Here is a 16,240-nt window from a genome sequence, read left to right as displayed (position 1 = left end):
GGCTCCTCAGTGGGCCACCGCGGCCGCGCCGTGCTCGTCGACGAGCGCGCCGGTGGTGAAGCGTTCGAGCGTGAAGGGGGCGTTGAGCGGGTGGGGGGCGTCGTGGGCGATGGTGTGCGCGAAGGCCCAGCCGACTCCGGGTGTGGCCTTGAAACCGCCGGTGCCCCAGCCGCAGTTGACGTAGAGGTGCTCCACGGGGGTGAGTCCGGTGATCGGGGACGCGTCGGGGCTGACGTCGACGATGCCGCCCCAGGTGCGCAGGACGTGCGCGCGGGCGAAGACGGGGAAGAGTTCGAGGGCGGCCGCCATCTGGCGTTCGATGATGTGGAACGCACCGCGCTGCGTGTACGCGTTGTACGCGTCGATGCCGGCGCCCATGACCAGCTCGCCCTTGTGGGCCTGGCTGACGTACACGTGCACCGCGTTGGACATCACGACGGTGGGATGTACGGGTTCCAGCAGCTCGGAGACCAGCGCTTGCAGCGGGTGGCTCTGCAGGGGCACCTCGAAGCCGGCCATCGCGGCCAGTACGGAGGAGTGCCCGGCCGCGCAGAGGGCGACCCGGCCGGCAGCGATCGGCCCGAGCGAGGTCTGTACCCCGGTGACCCGGCCGTCCTGCACGTCGATGCCGGTGACCTCGCAGTTCTGGACGAGGTCGATGCCGGCGGCGTCGGCCGCGCGGGCGAGGCCCCAGGCGACGTGGTCGTGCTTGGCGATGCCCGCGCGCGGCTGGTAGGTGGCGCCCATGACCGGATACCGCACGTCCGGGGAGGTGTCGACGATCGGGCAGACCTCCTTGACCTGCGCGGGGTCGAGCCATTCGGCGTCCACCCCGTTCAGCCGGTTGGCCTCGACGCGGCGTACGCCGTCCCGTACGTCCTGGAGGGTGTGGGCCAGGTTCAGCACGCCGCGCTGGGAGAACAGGATCGGGTAGTCGAGGTCCTCCTCGAGCCCTTCCCACAGTTTGAGGGCGTGCTCGTAGATCCCGGCGCTCTCGTCCCAGAGGTAGTTGGAGCGGATGATGGTGGTGTTGCGGGCCATGTTTCCGCCGGCGAGCCAGCCCCGTTCGAGGACGGCGACGTCGGTGATGCCGTGGTTCTTCGCCAGGTAGTGGGCGGTGGCCAGGCCGTGTCCGCCGCCCCCCACGATGACCACGTCGTAGCTGCGCCTGGGCTCGGGTGTGCGCCACAGCCAGGAGGGATGTTCGGGCAGGCCGGCGCCCGGGGCCCGGGGGCTCATCGGGCGTCTCCCGACAGGCCACGCAGGCGTCGCATCCCCGGGTCGAACAGCGGCTCCTCGGCGACGACGGCCGCGATGCGCAGGTCGAAGTAGCCGATGTCCAGGGCGCGGCCCGGCGTGGCGAGCTCCGCGGGCAGCCAGGCGTAGGCGATGCCCTTGCCGATGGTGTGGCCGTACGCGGCGCTGGTGACGTAGCCGACCGGCCGGTCCCCGTCGAACACGGGCTCCTTGCCCATGACGACGGCGCTCGGGTCTTCGACGGTCAGGCAGGTGAGGCGGCGCCGGACGTCGGCGGCGCGCCGTTCCAGTGCGGCCCGGCCGATGAAATCGCCCTTGCCCGTCTTGACGGCGAAGCCGAGGCCGGCCTCGTACGGGTCGTGTTCGTGACCCATGTCGGTGCCGAAGGACCGGTAGCCCTTCTCCAGGCGCAGGCTGTTGAAGGCGCCCCGGCCGGCCGCGATGCCTCCGTACGGCTGCGCGGCCTCCCAGAGCGTGTCCCACAGCTTCAGCCCCATGTCGGCGCTCGTGTACAGCTCCCAGCCGAGCTCGCCGACATAGCTGAGGCGCAGGGCGGTGACGGGTACGGCCCCGATGTGGGCGCTGCGGGCCCGGAAGTACCGCAGGCCCTCGTTGGAGAAGTCGGCGTCGGTGAGCGGCTGGAGCACCTCGCGCGCCTTCGGTCCCCACAGGCCGATGCAGCAGGTGCCCGCGGTGATGTCCCGTACGACGACGGAGTCGTCGCCGGGCAGGTGGCGGGTGATCCAGTCCAGGTCGAGGTTGCCGTTGGCCCCGATCTGGAAGCGGCGGCGGGCGAGGCGGGCCACCGTGATGTCGCTGCGGATGCCGCCGTCCTCGTCGAGCATCAGCGTGTACGTCACCGAGCCGACGGACTTGTCGACGTCGGAGGTGGTCAGGCGCTGGAGAAAGGCTGCGGCTCCGCGACCCGAGACCTCCAGCCGTTTGAGGGCCGACATGTCGTACAGGGCGACGCTCTCCCGGGTGGCCAGGGCCTCTGCGCCGACGATCGGCGACCACATCCGTGCGGCCCAGTCGTTGGGGGCCGGGATGTCCCACCGGTCCAGGAGGGGCTCGTTGGCGGCGTACCACTGGGGCCGTTCCCAGCCGGAGGCCTCCAGGAAGAAGGCACCGAGCTCGCGTTCGCGGACGTGGAACGGGCTGGTGCGCAGCGGACGGGGCGCTCCGGCGGGCTCGAGCGGGTGGAGGATGTCGTAGACCTCGACGAAGTTCTGGCAGCCGCGGGCGAGGACGTACGCGGGGGCGAGCTGGTGCGGCTCGAAGCGGTTGACGTCGCATGCGTGCAGGTCGAAGGAGGAGCAGCGGCCGTCCACGAGCCATTCGGCCATGGCGCGGCCGACGCCTGCGGAGTGGGTGACCCAGACGGCCTCGGCGACCCAGAAGCCCTCGACGTCGGGTGATTGGCCGAGGAGGGGCATTCCGTCGGTGGTGAAGGAGAAGAGTCCGTTGATGCCCTCTTCGACCTTGGCGTCCCGGGTGGCCGGGAGCAGGGACTGGGTCTCGGTCCAGGCGTCGGCGAAGTCGTCGGCCGTGAACCGCAGTACGGAGGGCATCTGTTCGGCAGAGTCCGGTGGGGCGATGTCGTCGGCGGAGACCGGCATCGGGCGGTGTCCGTAGAAGCCGATGCCGAGCCGGTCGTGGCGGTCGCGGTAGTAGAGGTCGGCGTCCTGGTGGCGCAGGATGGGGCGGACCGCCTCCTCGGTCTGTCCGGCGAGTGCGGGGACGGGGCCGGTCCATGCCAGCTGGTGGGCGAGGGGGGTCAGGGGCAGGCTCATCCCCACCATGCGGGCGACCTTGGGGCCCCAGATGCCGGCGCAGCACACGACGATGTCGGCGGGGATCTCGCCGCGGTCCGTGACCACGGCGGTGACGCGGTCGCCGCCGGTGGTGTCGTCGGCTTCGGTCCGGATGTCCAGGACCTCGTGGCGCTCCAGGAGGCGTACGCCCCGGGCGCGGGCGGCCCGGAGCTGCGCCTCCACGGCGAGCACTGCCTTGGCCAGCCCGTCGGTGGGGACCAGCAGTCCGCCGAGCACGCGGTTGCGGTTCACCAGCGGATGCAACGCCACGCAGGCGTCCGGGTCCACGAGCCGGCCTTCGACGCCCCAGGAGGTGAGCCAGCCGTGCCGGCGCCGTAGATCGGTGAGGCGCTCCGGGGTGGTGGCCAGTTCGAGCCCGCCGACCTGGAGGAAGCAGGGCTGCCCGTCGACGTCGAGGGTGCAGAGCTTCTCGACGGTGTAGCGGGCCAGTTCGGTCATGGTCTTGGACGGGTTCGCCTGGAACACGAGGCCGGGGGCGTGGGAAGAGGAGCCGCCGGTGGCGGGGAGGGGACCCTGGTCGACCACGGTGATATCGGTCCAGCCGCGCGAGGACAGTTCGTCCGCAAGCGCTGCACCCACGACACCCGCTCCGATGATGACCACGCGCGGTCCCGCCATCTACGCCCCTCCGATTCGAACGAAATCGAGTTGCTGTCAGCGCAACGTGGTGCAGGTTGCGCAACTCACACTGCCGGTCGTCCCCGGCGGTGTCAAGAGGATCGATTGCGACGCAACTCGCCGGCGCAGAGGGGGGAAACGGCCGTGCCCGGCGGGCTGTCGAAGCAGCCCGCCGGGCACGGTGCGGCACTCGGGAACAGGGGGCCGGATCAGCTCTTCTTCCCGAGCCAGGCGTCGACCTTCGCGCGGTTGGCATCCACCCACTTCTTGGCGGCGTCCTCCGGCGACAGCTTGTCCTGCGCGATGTACTTCGCCACGAGGTTCTGGTCCTCGTTCGACCAGCTGAAGTTCTTCACGAGCTGGTAGGCCGGGCTGCCCGAATCGGCGAACTTCTTGCTGACGATCTTGTCCAGCGCGTAGACGGGGTAGTCGCAGGCCACCTTCTCGGGGTCGTCGTCGCAGCCCGCCTTGTACTCCGGCAGCTCCACCTTGACGAGCTTCAGCTCGGAGAACAGCCACTGCGGCTCGTAGAAGTAGCCGATGACGGGCGTCTTCTTTGCCTCGGCCTGGCGGAACGCCTGGATCAGCGCGGCCTCGCTCCCCGAGTAGACCACCTTGAAATCGAGGTTCAGGTTCTTCACCAGGGCGCCGTCGTTGGTGACGAACGACGGGTCCCCGTCGAGCAGTTGGCCCTTGTCTCCGGACTCCGAGGTCTTGAGCTGGTCCGCGTACTTGTTGAGGTTCTGCCAGTTGGTGATGTCCGGGTACTTCTCCGCCAGCCACGGCGGGACGTACCAGCCGATGACCCCCTTGTTGCCCGTCTCCCCGGCGGCGACGGCCGTCTGCTGCTGCTCGATGTACTTCTTCTTCAGGTCCGGGTGGCCCCAGTTCTCGACGATCGCATCGACCTCGCCGGTGCCGAACCCCTGCCAGGCGACCTCTTCCTTGAGGTCCTTCTTGGTCACCTCGCATCCGAGGTCCTTCTTGGCGACGTACGCGATGACCGCCGCATTGGCCTCGTACCCGACCCACGGGTTGACGGCGAGGTTGAAGGACCCGCACTTCCCTGCGCTGCCGCCGCCGCCCGAGGGCCCCGCGCCCGCCTCGCCGACCTTCGCGCCGCTGCATCCGGCGAGCGCGAGGGCCAGCGCCGACAGACCGGCCAGCGCCGCCCGCTTCCGTGCCGGGCGCCGCTGCGCCGCCGGCCCTGTGTTGAGGTTCCCTGTCATGTGTCCTGCCCCTTCTTCCGCCTCAGCGCCCGCCGGGGGCTGTTGCCGCCCGGTGCGCCGCCGCCTGGGTGATCCGGTCGAACATGACCCCGAGCAGCACGATGGCCAGGCCCGCCGCCAGCCCCTTGCCGTACAACTGGCCCTGCGAGAAGCCCGCCACGACGTCGTAGCCGAGGGCGCCCGCCCCGACCAGCCCGCCGACGACGACCATCGACAGGACGTAGATCAGCCCCTGGTTCGTGGCGAGCGCGAGGGCTCCGCGGGCCATCGGGAGCTGGACCTTCGTAATGATCTGCCAGGTGCTGGAGCCGGCCGACACCGCCGCCTCCACCGTGCTCTGCGGCACGCCTCGCACCCCGTCCGCGATGATCTTCACCGTCACCGGGGCCGCGTAGACGATCGCCGCCACGATCGCCGTGAACCGGCTCGCGCCGAACAGGGCCAGGAACGGCACCAGATAGACGAACGCGGGCATCGTCTGGCCCGCGTCGAGCACGGGCCGGATCAGCCGGTCGGCCAGGGCGCTGCGCCCCATCCACACGCCCACCACGACGCCGAGGGCCAGGACGATGACCGTGGCGGCCACGGTGGAGGCCAGCGTCGTCATACTGTCCCGCCACAGGCCCGTGCCGACGATGAGCGCCACGCACACCGCGGCGGTGGCCGCCGCACGCCGGCCGCCGAACAGCGCGCCGAGGGCCACCACGACCGCGCCGACCAGCCACCACGGGGAGCCGGTCAGCAGCGCCTCGAAGGGGTTGAGCAGCAGGGTGGTGACCACGTCGCGCAGACCGCCCGTCACACCGGAGAAGCTGCCCTGCGCCCAGGCGGTGGCGGAGTCCGCCGTACGGGCGATCGCCCCGCCGACACCGGAGCCGGCCGGGAACTGCGCCGCCCATACGTAGGTGTGGGAGAGCCAGATGCACACGGCGGTGAGCACGCCGCCGGTGAGGACCAGGGGGCGGCGCCACCGCGCCGCGCGCCTGCCGCGGCGCCTGGCGTCCTCCACCCTCCCCCGGCCTTCGGCCGGGGGGACCCCCGTCGCGGTTCGCTCGCTCGCCGCGGTGGTCACGCGGTCGAGCACGATGGCCAGTACGACGATGGCCAGGCCGGCGTTGAACGCCGTGCCCACGTCGAGCGTCTCCAGCGCCTTGACGACGGTCTTGCCCAGCCCGGGCGCGTCGATGAGGGCGGCGATGGTGACCATGGACAGCGCGGCCATGATGGTCTGGTTCACGCCGAGCACGACGGTCCGCTTCGACATCGGCAGCAGCACCGTGGCGAGCGTCTGGCGCCGGGTCGCGCCGAGCGACTCAGCCGCCTCGACCGTGGTGGCGGGGACGGAACGGATCGCGTGGGCGGTGATGCGTACGGCGGGCGGGGTCGCGAAGACCAGCGTGGCGATCGTGGCGGACGCCGGGCCGATGAGGAAGAACAGTGTCAGCGGGGCCAGGTAGACGAAGGTCGGCATCGTCTGCATGAAGTCGAGCACCGGGGTGGCCAGGCGGTGCACCCGGTCCGACAGCCCGGCCCAGACACCGAGCGGAATGCCGATGAGCAGCGAGACGAGGACGGCCGCCACGGTCAGGGCGAGCGTGTCCATGCTCTCGCGCCACAGCCCTTGGAGGCCGAAGAGCACGAATCCGGCGACGGCCAGGGCCGCCACCCGTACGTTCCCGAACACCCAGGAGACGTATCCGACGAGAGCGACGACGCCCAGCCAGCCGACCACCGGGACCGGGCGGCCGTAGGACGGCTGCGCGACGAGCGCCTGGAGGAAGGTGACCAGGTTGTCGATGACCAGCCGGATCTCGTTGAAGACGTAGAGGAAGACCGGGTTGCTGTTGCGGCCGGCCCCCACGGCGTCGTTGATCTCGTTGAACCGCCGGTGGAGCGGCGTCAGTTCGGCGGTGCCGAGGGGAAGGGTGTGGATGCCGCGCAGGGCGAGCCACAGCACGACCCACCCGACGAGAACTGCGGCCGCGACCAGTGCGCGCCCGCCGCGTACGGGCGCGCGCCGCGCGGCCGCCGTTGCCAGGACGGCCATCAGACACCGCCCTCCGGGCCGGCGACGACCGCGAGGATCTCCTCGTCGCCGACGACGCCCAGCAGCCGTCCGTTCTCGACGACCTTCACGGGCCGGTCCGCCGCGAGGACGGCGCGCGTCGCCTCGCGGACGACGGTGTCCGGGCCGAGCTCCGGTCCGTCGAGTGCATCGTCGGGGCGGGCCGGGCGCATGATCCAGCGCAGGGTGAGCACGCGCGAGCGCGGCACGTCCGCCACGAAGTCCCGGACGTAGTCGTCGGCGGGCGCGCCCACCAGCTCGTCGCCCGTACCGCACTGGACCGTACGGCCGTCGCGCATGATGAGGATGCGGTCGCCGAGCTTCAGCGCCTCGGACAGGTCGTGGGTGACGAACACCATCGTCTTGCCGACCTCGCGGTGCAGCCGGACGACCTCGTTCTGCATGTCCCGGCGGATCAGCGGGTCGAGCGCGGAGAACGGCTCGTCGAAGAGGAGCACGTCGGGGTCCCCGGCGAGGGCGCGGGCCAGCCCGACCCGCTGCTGCATGCCGCCGGAGAGCTGGTCGGGGTAGGAGTGCTCGTTCCCGGCGAGGCCGACCAGCTCGACCACCTCCATGGCACGCCGGGTGCGCTCGGCCCGGCCGACGCCGCGGATCTCCAGCCCGTACGCCACGTTGTCCAGGACCCGGCGGTGCGGCAGCAGCCCGAAGTGCTGGAAGACCATGGCGAACTTGCGCCGCCGCAGCTCGCGCAGCCTCTTCTGATCGGCAGCGCGGATGTCCTCGCCCTCGAAGACGAGCTCGCCGGCCGTCGGCTCGATCAGCCGGGTCAGACAGCGCACCAGCGTCGACTTCCCGGAGCCGGACAGGCCCATGACCACGAAGACCTCGCCGGGCGACACGTCGAAGGCCACGTCCCGTACGGCCGCGGTGCAGCCGGTTCGCTCCATGAGCTCGCGGCGCGAGAGGGCGCACAGCTCGGGCGAGTCCGGCACCCGCGCCGCCTTGGGCCCGAAGACCTTCCACAGTCCGCGGACGGAGATCACGGGGGTCCCGTCCCCGGACGCGCCGCGCTGCGACGGCAGTTCTGTCTTCGTTGCGGTCACTGTCGGCCTCTCTTCGGATGGCACCGGTTCAGCCGCGGAACCAGTTCTGTGCCCTGGGCTGGATGTTCTGCCAGATGTGCTTGGGTTCGCGGTACTCGTCCAGGCCGGTCGGGCCCAGCTCGCGGCCGACACCCGAGTGCCCGAAGCCGCCCCATTCGGCCTGAGGTACGTAGGGGTGGTAGTCGTTGATCCAGACCGTGCCGTGCCGCAGCCGCCGGGCGACGCGCTGGGCCTTGCCCGCGTCCTGGGTCCACACCGCCCCGGCGAGCCCGTACTCCGTGTCGTTCGCGATCCGTACGGCCTCGTCCTCGCCCGAGAACCGCTCGACGGTGAGCACCGGGCCGAAGGACTCCTCCCGTACGACACGCATGTCCGGGCGGCACGCGTCGAGCACGGTCGGCGGGTAGTAGAAGCCTCCGGCGAGCGCGGGGTCATCGGGGCGCCGGCCCCCGCAGCGCAGTACGGCACCCTCGGCGAGGCCCGCCGCGACGTACTCCTCGACCTTGGACCGGTGGGCGGCGGAGATCAGCGGCCCGGTCTCGGCGGCGGGGTCGAAGGGGCCGCCCAGCCGGATGGTGCGGGCGCGGCGTACGAGCTCGTCGACGAAGGCGTCGTGCAGCGGGTCCTCGACGATCAGGCGGGCGCCGGCCGAGCAGACCTGCCCGGAGTGCAGGAAGACGGCGGTCAGGGCGAAGTCCACGGCCGCCTCGAAGTCGGCGTCGGCGAAGACCACGTTGGGGTTCTTGCCGCCCAGTTCCAGCGCGACCTTCTTCACGGTCGCCGCGGCGGCCGCCATGACCTGCTTGCCCGTCTCGAGGCCGCCGGTGAAGGAGACCACGTCCACGCCCGGGTGCTCGGCGAGCGGCGCGCCGGCCTCGGCCCCCGCTCCCAGTACGAGGTTGGCCGCGCCGGCGGGCAGTCCGGCGTCCTCCAGCGCGCGCATGAGCAGGATCGAGGTGGACGGGGTGAGCTCGCTGGGCTTGAGGACCAGGGTGTTGCCGGCGACGAGGGCGGGCCCGACCTTCCACGCGGCCTGGAGCAGCGGGTAGTTCCACGGGGTGATCAGCCCGCACACCCCGACCGGCTCGTACACGACCCGGCTGACGGCGTCCTCGCGGCCCGTGTCGACCACCCGGCCCGCGCTGGTGCCCGCGATCCCGCCGAAGTACCGGAAGCAGGCCACGACGTCGGCGATGTCGTACTCGCTCTCCACCAGGCGCTTGCCGGTGTCGAGGGATTCGGCGCGGGCGAACTCCTTCGCCCCCCGCTCCAGCACCTCGGCGGTGCGCAGCAGCAGCGCGCCGCGCTCCCGCTCGGGTGTGCGCGGCCACGGACCCTCGTCGAAGGCGCTGCGCGCTGCGGCGATGGCGGCTTCGGTGTCGGCCCGCGTCGCTTCGGACACGGTCCGTACGAGCGCGCCGTCGGCGGGGCAGTGAATGTCCCGACGGCCGCCCGCCACCGCTTCGCGCCACTTCCCACCGACGTACAGATCTGCCACGCGCGGAGCCTCCATCCGGATAACACCGGTATGCGAGTTGCGTATTGCGCATCGTATTGCTCGGAATGGAACGACACGATCGCCCACGGGGTGCGGTACGTCAAGGGGACGGGTGCCCGGGCACGGCGGTTGTGCGGCGCCCCGCTCAGCCGTTCAGCCGTTCCCGGTCAGCGGGTCAGCGGGTCAGCGGGTCAGCCGCCGATGCGCTCCAGCATCGCGCGGCGCCATCGCTCGGTCTCGGCGATCTGGTTGAACGTGAACAGGTGCAGCCCGGCCACCGCGGCCTCGGGCGCACCCAGCGCGGGGGCGCTGCGGCGCAGCAGCCGCTCCGGGTTGTAGCCGCCGGGCGCCGCGAAGCGCAGGAACCACGAGGGGTGCCGGGTGAGGAACTTGGCCGACTCCCCCACGCCGATCTTCGTGGCCATGGACAGCAGCTTCGCGCGCTCGACGGGCCCTGCGACCCCGACGTGCACGGGCAGCACGATCTGCCGGCGCCGTACCCGCCCGAGCCACTGCCGCAGGGTCGCCGGGTCGAAGCACAGGTTGCTGACGATGTACGTCGCGTGCGGCTGCTTGTCCCACATCGCCTGGACGGTGACGTCGTCGTCGATGAGGGGATGGCTCTCCGGGTAGCCCGTGATGCCCACGTGCGCGAACGGATTGCCCAGCTCGCCGAGCCGGCGCAGGACGGGCAGGGCCGCGTCGTACGCCCCGGCCGGCGGGTCGGCGTCGCCGGCCGGTACGAAGACGTCCTCGATGCCGGCGGCGACGAGCCGGTCCACGATGTCCGCGAGGTGGCCGGCGTCGGCGATCTGCCGGGCCGGGACGTGCGGGACGACCCGGTAGCCGTGCCCGGCCAGGCGGGTGGCGAGGTCCAGCGTCGGGCCGAGGCCCTTGGCCGGGGAGGCGGTGACCGTGACGGGCACGTCCGCCGGAACGTGTGCCAGGACCTTGTCCTCGGTCGCCTTCGCCGGCAGGACCTCGTAGCGGACCCTGCGCAGGAGCTCGGCCAAGCCGCCCCCGGTGACCGGGGCCTGTACGGGGCGTTCGGGATACGGCGTGGGCCGGGCGGACATGCCGCTCCTCCTCAGGTGTGGCCGGGGCACTGCCCCTGCTCTGCCTCACTGCGGAGGCGGTGGTGCCGGTAGAACTCGGCCTTGGACGGCGACAGCGGCTCGTTGCCCAGGATGAGATCGGCGGCCTTCTCGGCCACCATCATGACGGGTGCGTAAATGTTCCCGTTCGTCACGTAGGGCATCACGGAGGCGTCCACGACGCGCAGCCCCTCCAGACCGTGCACGCGCAGGCTCGCCGGATCGGTGACCGCCCCCTCGCCGGTGCCCATCCTGGCGGTGCAGGACGGGTGCAGCGCGGTCTCGCCCTCCCTGGCCACCCAGTCGAGGATCTGCTCGTCGGTCTCGATCTCCGGCCCGGGCGAGATCTCGCCGTCGTTGTACGGGGCCAGTCCCGCCTGGCCGAGGATGGTGCGGGCGGTCCGGACCGCCTCGACCCACTCGCGGCGGTCCTGCTCGGTGGAGAGGTAGTTGAACCGCAGCGCCGGGTGCACCCGGGGGTCCTTGCTCCTGATCTTGACCGAGCCGACGGCGTCGGAGTACATCGGGCCGACGTGCACCTGGTAGCCGTGGCCCCCGACGGGCGCGGAGCCGTCGTAGCGGACCGCGACGGGCAGGAAGTGGAACATCAGGTTGGGGTACGCGACGTCCTCGTTGCTCCGCGCGAAACCGCCGGCCTCGAAGTGGTTGGTCGCGCCGGGGCCCCTGCGGAAGAGCCACTGCAGGCCGATCCAGGGCCGGTGGCGCCACTTCAGGTAGGGCTGCATCGAGACCGGCTGCTTGCAGGCGTACTGGACGTACACCTCCAGGTGGTCCTGGAGGTTCTCCCCCACGCCCGGCAGGTCGTGGACGACATCGATGTCCAGGGCCCGCAGCTCGTCGGCGTTGCCGACCCCGGACAGCTGGAGCAGCTGCGGGGAGTTGATCGCGCCGCCGGACAGGATCACCTCGCCGGCCCGTACCTGCCGGGGCGCCCCGCGGCCGCGGCGGTACTCGACGCCGACGGCGCGCTTGCCCTCGAAGAGGATCCGCGTCACGAAGGCTCTGGTCCGCACGTCGAGGCCCGGCCGCTTCATGGCCGGGTGGAGGTAGGCCCGGGCGGCGGACAGCCGCCGCCCTCGGTGGACGGTGCGGTCGAAGGCCGCGAATCCCTCCTGCCGGTAGCCGTTGACGTCGTCGGTCAGCGGATACCCGGCCTGCCGGACCGCCTCCATGAAGGCCGGGAAAAGGGGACTGGATGCCGGGCCGCGCTCCAGGACGAGGGGTCCCGAGCGGCCGCGGAACTCGTCCTCCGGGTCCGCGGCCAGGCAGTTCTCCATCCGGTTGAAGTACGGCAGGCAGTGCGCGTAGTCCCAGGTCTCCATGCCGGGGTCGGCGGCCCAGCGCTCGTAGTCGAGGGGGTTGCCGCGCTGGAAGATCATGCCGTTGATGCTGCTCGACCCGCCCAGCACCTTGCCGCGGGCGTGGTAGATGCGCCGCCCGTGCATGTGCGGCTCGGGCTCGGACTCGTACTTCCAGTCGTAGAAGCGGCTGCCGATGGGGAAGGTGAGCGCCGCGGGCATGTGGATGAAGACGTCCCACGGGTAGTCGGGGCGGCCGGCTTCGAGGACCAGGACGCGGTTGCCGGGATCCGCGGAGAGCCGGTTCGCGAGGGCGCTGCCGGCCGAGCCGCCGCCGACGATGACGAAGTCGTAATGCTGGGGCACCATCGGAGTCTCGTCCCTCCGTCGTCTCCGGCCGAGGGCTGCCCCCAGCCGTCAAGATGCGGCGCATGCTAGTACGGGTATCGCCAGGCGCACCAGGTTGCGTTCCGCGCAACTTTTCGGCCTCGGCTCGCCCCGGCCTGCTGTTGATGACGGCGCGTATAGTTTCGCCATGAGCAACTACGAGGCAGCCACCGAAACCGCGGGCGCGCCGGCGGGCGGGGTGCAGTCCGTCGACCGCGCCGTCAGCGTGCTGGAGATCCTCGCCCAGCGCGGCGAGGCGGGCGTCAGCGAGGTGGCGGCGGAGATCGACGTCCACAAGTCGACGGCGTTCCGGCTGCTCGGCGCGCTGGAGGCGCGCGGCCTCGTCGAACAGGCCACCGATCGCGGCAAGTACCGGCTCGGCTTCGGCATCGTGCGGCTGGCGGGCGCGGTCACCGGGCGGATCGACATCACCCAGGTGGGCCGCCCGGTGTGCGAGCGGCTGGCCGAGGAGCTCGGCGAGACGGTCAACATCGCGATCCTGGAGGAGCAGTACGCGATCAACCTCTGCCAGGTGCGCGGTCCGGGCGCGGTCACGGCGCACAACTGGGTCGGCCAGCTGACCCCGCTGCACGCCACCTCCAGCGGTAAGGTGCTCCTCGCCCACCTCCCGGCGAAGCAGCGCGTGCAGCTGCTGGCGGAGGCAGGCCTGAAGAAGTACACGCCGAGCACCCTGACGGCCCGGACGAAGCTCGAGAAGAACCTCGTCGCGTCCCTGGACCGCGGGTACGCCATGACGTTCGAGGAGTACGAGATCGGGCTGCACGCCATGGCCGCCCCGATCCGCGACCGGGACGGCATGGTCATCGCGGCGATCAGCGCATCGGGGCCGAGCTACCGCTTCACCGAGGAGCGCATGCACGAGCTGGCGCCGCTGCTGCTGAAGGGCGCGCAGGAGATCAGCCACCGCATGGGCCACCTGGGCTGAGCGTCCGCTTCGACGGCTCTACCGCGGCTGCTCGTGCCCGGTGCCCAGCCGGTCCAGGACCCAGTCGTGGAACGCTCCGATGTGGTGCTCGCTGGGCACCAGCACGCCGCCCTTGGCGTACATACGTGAGCTCATCGCGGGCTGGCAGCGCTCGCAGGCGTCGAAGTCCTGCCGGTTGACCCGGTCGAAGAGCTCGACGGAGCGGCTGACGTCCTTGCCGCTCTCCACCACGTCCTTGAGGTAGAGCCAGTCGCATTCGACGATCGTTCGGTCGGCCGCGACCGGGTACATCCGGTGGAAGATCACGTGGTCCGGCACGAGGTTGATGAAGACCTGCGGCCGCACGGTGATCGCGTAGTACTTGCGGTCCTGGTCCGGCGAGACGGTGGGGATCCGGCCGAGGCCCTCCGAGCCGTCGACCGTGAAGCCCTGGATGCCCTCGCCGAAGGCGGCGCCGTGTCCGACGTAGTACTGCGCCGCATAGCCGCCGGCGAACTCCGGGAGCACCTCGGTGAGTTCGGGGTGGATCGTGGCGCAGTGGTAGCACTCCATGAAGTTCTCGATGATGAGCTTCCAGTTCGCCTTGACGTCGTAGACGATCCGCCGTCCGACCTCCAGGTCCTCGATGCCGTACCGCTCGATGGACTCCGCGTCGCCGAGCCGCTCGACGGCCGCGCCCATGACCTGTTCCTCGAAGGAGGGCGGGCTGTCCGCGAGGCAGACCCAGACGTACCCGAGCCATTCCCGTACGGGCACGGGCGCCAGCCCGAACTCGGTCCGGCCGACGTCGGGCATCTTCGTGAGGTTGGGGGCGGCGATGAGCTTGCCGTCGAGGTCGTACGTCCAGGCGTGGTACGGGCACTGGAACGCCCGCCTGACCTCGCCGGTCTGCTCCGTGCACAGCTTCGCGCCGCGGTGCCGGCACACGTTGAAGTAGGCGCGGATCGCGTGGTCGCGCGCTCGCGTCACCAGGATGCTCTCGCGGCCGACGTCCACCGTCCGGAAGGCGCCCGGCTTGGCCAGCTCGGACGAGCGCCCCACGCAGAACCACATCGTCTCGAAGATGCGCTCCTGCTCCAGCCGGAAGATGTCCGGGGCGGTGTAGTGGTCGCCGGGGAGGGTGGCGATCAGGCTTTCCGGCAGGCCGGTCGTGGTCACGTGCACTCCTCGCGGAACGTCGTGGTTCGGGCGTCGGGGCGTCGGTGGGCAGCGGGGCGGCGCGTAGGGGCGTCGGGTCGGGGCGTCGGGTCGGGGCGTCGGGGCGTCGGATCAGGACCCGCCGTGGGTCAACCGGCCGTCCGGGCCTCGGCGGTGGCCAGCCGGCGCCGCCACCGGGTGAACAGCCGCGTCTGGTTCAGGCCGAGCACCGCGACCGGTCGGCCCGCGCTCCGGTAGACGGCGAGGAAGCTGCGGTCGGCCGCCACGCCCTCCTCGACCGTGACGCTGTCGGCCTCCGCGGCGTACCCGGCGAACTGGATCCGGGTCCCGTACTGGTCGGACCAGAAGTACGGGGGCCGGGGCGCCTCCGGCACGCCCTGCCCTCCGGAGAGCAGGGCGGCGACCGCCGCGGCCGGGCGCTCCCGCGCGCCGGTCCAGTGCTCGACCCGGCGGTGGGCACCGACCGCGGGCTCGTACCAGGCCGCGCAGTCCCCGATGGCGACGATGCCGGGGATGTTCGTACGGCCGGCCGCATCGCACCGTACGCCGTCGTCCAGGTCCAGCCCGGACCCCGCCAGCCAGTCGGTGCACGGGCGGGCGCCCACTCCGACGACCACGGTGTCGGCGTCGAGGCGGCGGCCGTCTTCGAGTACGACGGCCTCGACCCTCCCCGTACCGGCGAGTGCGCGTACGCCCGTTCCGCACAGCAGGCGGACGCCGTGGTCGGCGTGCAGCCGGGAGACGAGGGAGCCCATCTCCGTACCGAGCGGGCCGGCCAGCGGTGTGGGCGCGGCCTCCACGACGGTGACGTCGAGGCCGAGCCGCCGCGCGGTGGACGCGACCTCCGCTCCGATGAATCCGCCGCCGACGACCACCAGCCGGCCGCCGCGGGCCAGATCCGCCCGCAGCGCGCGGGCATCGTCCAGGGTGCGCAGGACGTGCACTCCGTCGAGGCGCTCGCTCCCGGGCAGGGTCCGGGCGGCGGCCCCGGTCGCGATCACGATGCCGTGGGCCCGGACCGACCGGCCGTCGGCGAGCCGTACGTGATGCTCGGCCCACGAGCCGGTGTCGAGCCCGACGGCTCGCACGCCGAGCTCCCACACGGCCGCGAGGTCCTCGCCCTCCGCTTCGAGGGCGAGTGCGTCCTCGTCGATCTCGCCGGCGAGGAACTCCTTCGACAACGGGGGCCTGTCGTAAGGGCGGTGGGGTTCGCCGCCGATGAGGACGAGCCGCCCGTCGTAGCCCTGCTCCCGCAGCGAGCGGGCCGCGGACAGGCCGGCCAGCGAGGCGCCGACGACGGCCACGGTCTTCACGCGCGGCCTTCCGCCCGGTGGACGGCCGCACAGGGCGTCGGGGACGGCAGGACGTACACCATGCCGTCCTCGACGAGGACCTGGTGGGTGCGGACGGGGCGCTTGGCCGGCGGGGAGTCGACGCTGCCGGTGCGCAGGTCGAACTTCGAGGCGTGCAGGGGGCATTCGACCTCGCACCCCTCGAGCCAGCCGTCCGACAGCGAGGCGTCCTGGTGGGTGCAGGTGTCGTCGATGGCGTACACCTCGCCGTCCTCGGTATGGAACACCGCGATCGGAGGATCGGAATCGAGTCTGCAGGCCTCGCCTCGCGGGAGATCGGCGAGTCGGCACACGGGAATCTTCATGACACCTCGGTGCGTATAGCGAAACGGATTGCGGTGAACGCAACGTCAGTGTGAGGGCGCCCCTCTACCCTGTCAAGGAAGGATTCACGACATCGGGAGGGGAGGGGCCGAAC

Annotated in this window: 12 protein-coding genes; 1 reads left to right on the top strand and 11 read right to left on the bottom strand. The window is 71.6% G+C overall.

The annotated features are described in order from the left end of the window. Nucleotides 1-6: 6 nt before the first annotated feature. From OHT74_RS35170 to betA, 8 genes are all read right to left on the bottom strand, one after another. A complete protein-coding gene (locus OHT74_RS35170) occupies nucleotides 7-1,239 on the bottom strand; it encodes a sarcosine oxidase subunit beta family protein (RefSeq protein WP_328622450.1) in 1,233 nt (410 codons plus the stop codon). Beyond that, nucleotides 1,236-3,710, bottom strand: a complete 2,475-nt coding sequence (locus tag OHT74_RS35165; RefSeq protein WP_328622449.1) for a GcvT family protein — start codon at nucleotides 3,708-3,710, stop codon at nucleotides 1,236-1,238. The genes OHT74_RS35170 and OHT74_RS35165 overlap by 4 nt, the downstream gene beginning before the upstream one ends. A gap of 209 nt (nucleotides 3,711-3,919) precedes the next feature. Then, the gene (locus OHT74_RS35160; RefSeq protein WP_328622448.1) at nucleotides 3,920-4,939 is read right to left on the bottom strand and encodes an ABC transporter substrate-binding protein; all 1,020 of its coding nucleotides are present in this window, start codon (nucleotides 4,937-4,939) and stop codon (nucleotides 3,920-3,922) included. 22 nt (nucleotides 4,940-4,961) lie between these two features. After that, on the bottom strand, nucleotides 4,962-6,986 hold the full coding sequence (locus OHT74_RS35155; RefSeq protein WP_328622447.1) for an ABC transporter permease: 2,025 nt from the start codon (nucleotides 6,984-6,986) through the stop codon (nucleotides 4,962-4,964). Then, nucleotides 6,986-8,068 carry a quaternary amine ABC transporter ATP-binding protein gene (locus OHT74_RS35150; RefSeq protein WP_328622446.1) on the bottom strand — a complete coding sequence of 361 codons (1,083 nt, stop codon included), beginning with the start codon at nucleotides 8,066-8,068 and terminating at the stop codon, nucleotides 6,986-6,988. Before OHT74_RS35150 ends, OHT74_RS35155 begins: the two co-directional genes overlap by 1 nt. Before the next feature lie 28 nt (nucleotides 8,069-8,096). Then, the gene (locus OHT74_RS35145; RefSeq protein WP_328622445.1) at nucleotides 8,097-9,566 is read right to left on the bottom strand and encodes an aldehyde dehydrogenase family protein; all 1,470 of its coding nucleotides are present in this window, start codon (nucleotides 9,564-9,566) and stop codon (nucleotides 8,097-8,099) included. 191 nt (nucleotides 9,567-9,757) lie between these two features. Then, nucleotides 9,758-10,642, bottom strand: coding sequence for a 5,10-methylenetetrahydrofolate reductase (locus OHT74_RS35140; protein WP_328622444.1), 885 nt, complete (start codon nucleotides 10,640-10,642; stop codon nucleotides 9,758-9,760). A gap of 11 nt (nucleotides 10,643-10,653) precedes the next feature. Next, a complete protein-coding gene (betA, locus tag OHT74_RS35135; protein WP_328622443.1) occupies nucleotides 10,654-12,348 on the bottom strand; it encodes a choline dehydrogenase in 1,695 nt (564 codons plus the stop codon). A gap of 166 nt (nucleotides 12,349-12,514) precedes the next feature. On the opposite strand from betA, the gene OHT74_RS35130 reads away from it, so the two are divergent. Beyond that, complete coding sequence (locus tag OHT74_RS35130; RefSeq protein ID WP_267001707.1) at nucleotides 12,515-13,312, top strand: IclR family transcriptional regulator; 798 nt, start codon at nucleotides 12,515-12,517, stop codon at nucleotides 13,310-13,312. An 18-nt stretch (nucleotides 13,313-13,330) separates the two neighbouring features. On the opposite strand, the gene OHT74_RS35125 is transcribed toward OHT74_RS35130, so the two are convergent. The 3 genes from OHT74_RS35125 to OHT74_RS35115 all read right to left on the bottom strand — a co-directional run bounded on the left by OHT74_RS35125 (nucleotide 13,331) and on the right by OHT74_RS35115 (nucleotide 16,127). After that, a complete protein-coding gene (locus OHT74_RS35125; protein WP_328622442.1) occupies nucleotides 13,331-14,470 on the bottom strand; it encodes an aromatic ring-hydroxylating oxygenase subunit alpha in 1,140 nt (379 codons plus the stop codon). Between the two features lie 128 nt (nucleotides 14,471-14,598). Next, nucleotides 14,599-15,783, bottom strand: coding sequence for an NAD(P)/FAD-dependent oxidoreductase (locus OHT74_RS35120; protein WP_328622441.1), 1,185 nt, complete (start codon nucleotides 15,781-15,783; stop codon nucleotides 14,599-14,601). After that, nucleotides 15,780-16,127 carry a bifunctional 3-phenylpropionate/cinnamic acid dioxygenase ferredoxin subunit gene (locus OHT74_RS35115; protein ID WP_267001701.1) on the bottom strand — a complete coding sequence of 116 codons (348 nt, stop codon included), beginning with the start codon at nucleotides 16,125-16,127 and terminating at the stop codon, nucleotides 15,780-15,782. Before OHT74_RS35115 ends, OHT74_RS35120 begins: the two co-directional genes overlap by 4 nt. Nucleotides 16,128-16,240: the final 113 nt, after the last annotated feature.

The organism is Streptomyces sp. NBC_00354, from assembly GCF_036106915.1.
Classification (GTDB): Bacteria; Actinomycetota; Actinomycetes; order Streptomycetales; family Streptomycetaceae; genus Streptomyces.
Note: the sequence above shows the minus strand (reverse complement) of the source record. Positions and strands in the feature narration are given on the sequence as shown.